The following is a 1,533-nucleotide window of genomic DNA, read 5'->3' as shown; positions in this document are numbered from 1 at the left end:
CAATGCCGGGAAGTTAAGACGGCTGGCGGTCGAGTCAAGGTGTTCGGCCGAACCTGGGACATGAGAACGGAGATCCAGTAGAACGGGTGATCTTCCACAACCATCCGTAACAGACTGGATCTCCGTTGAGCCGACAGTCTGCCAGGTCTGCCCTGGCCTCCGCCATCAGCACGGTCACATCGACCACCCGCACCGCGGCAGGGGTGTTCGCGCCAGGTCATCTGGGTGAGCTGACCCAGATCATCCCTTTCGAGATGGTCGATGAGGTACTGGCGGACACAGGTGCGGTCGAGCGGCGGCTACGGGAGCTGCCGTCGCGGGTGATGGTGTATCTGCTGCTGGCAGCGGGCCTGTTCGCCGGGATGGGGTATCGGCAGGTATGGGCCCGGCTCGTGTCGGGTTTGGCCGTTTCAGCAGCGCCGCCGTCGTCCTCGGCGTTGGCGCAGGCACGACGCCGGGTCGGGGTAGCGCCGTTGAAGGCGCTGTTCGAGCTGCTGGCGGGCCCGCCGGCAGGCGCGCTGCGGTGGCGGGGGCTGCTGGTCTGCGCGATGGACGGCACCACGATGTCAGTGCCCGACAGCCCGGCGAACCTGACCCGGTTCGGGCATCAAAGCGGCTCGCATGGCGGGTCGGGCTATCCCCTCCTGCGACTGCTGGCCGTAGTCGTCTGCGGCACTCGTACCCTGCTCGCGGTGACCTTCGGCCCGATCAAGACCGGCGAGACCAGCTACGCGCCCTCCCTGTTCGGTGCTCTGCGGCCGGGGATGGTGCTCCTGGGCGACCGGAACTTCGCGGTCAAGGACCTCGTCACGGCGATCGCCGTCACCGGGGCGGACCTGTTGATCCGCTGCAAGAACAGCCGGGCCCTGCCCCGGCTGGCCACCCTGACGGATGGGTCGTGGACCAGCGTGCTGGGCGGAGTCCCCATCCGGGTCATCGACGCCCACATCACCGTCACTCTGTCCGGTATCAACCGGCGGACCGTCCACTACCGGCTCATCACCAGCTTGCTCGACCAGCACCGATACCCCGCCCGGGACCTCGTCGTCCTCTACCACCAGCGCTGGGAGATCGAAACGATCTACCTCGAACTGAAATCGACCATTCTGGGCGGCCGCGTCCTGCGCTCCCGGACCCCGGCAGGCGTCGACCAGGAAATCTATGCTCTGCTCACCGCCTACCAGGTCCTGCGGCTGGCGATGGCCGATGCCACCGCATCCCATCCCGGCATCACCGATGACCGGGCCAGCTTCACCATCGCCCTGCTCACCGCCCGCGATCAAGTCGTCCACGCCGCCGGCATCCTCGCCGACACCACCATCGACCTGCTCGGGCGTATCGGACGCGCTCTCCTTGAAGATCCCCTGCCACAACGCCGCGAACGCATCAGCCCACGCATCGTCAAACGCGCGATCTCCAAACATCGGGCCAAAGGACACGTCGACCGCACCAACCACCGCGCGAGCACCACCATCAACATCCTCACCGAACACCAGTTGACAGCAGCCCAAAGCCCTTAACTTCCCGGCATTG

1 protein-coding gene is annotated in these 1,533 nt (G+C 66.4%); it reads left to right on the top strand.

What is annotated here, in order from left to right:
• The first annotated feature begins 125 nt into the window (after nt 1-125).
• Nucleotides 126-1,520, top strand: a complete 1,395-nt coding sequence (locus ACWCSD_RS52470) for an IS4 family transposase (RefSeq protein WP_397166833.1) — start codon at nt 126-128, stop codon at nt 1,518-1,520.
• Nucleotides 1,521-1,533 lie beyond the last annotated feature (13 nt).

It is taken from the genome of Nonomuraea sp. NPDC001684 (assembly GCF_053596515.1).
Note: the sequence above shows the minus strand (reverse complement) of the source record. Positions and strands in the feature narration are given on the sequence as shown.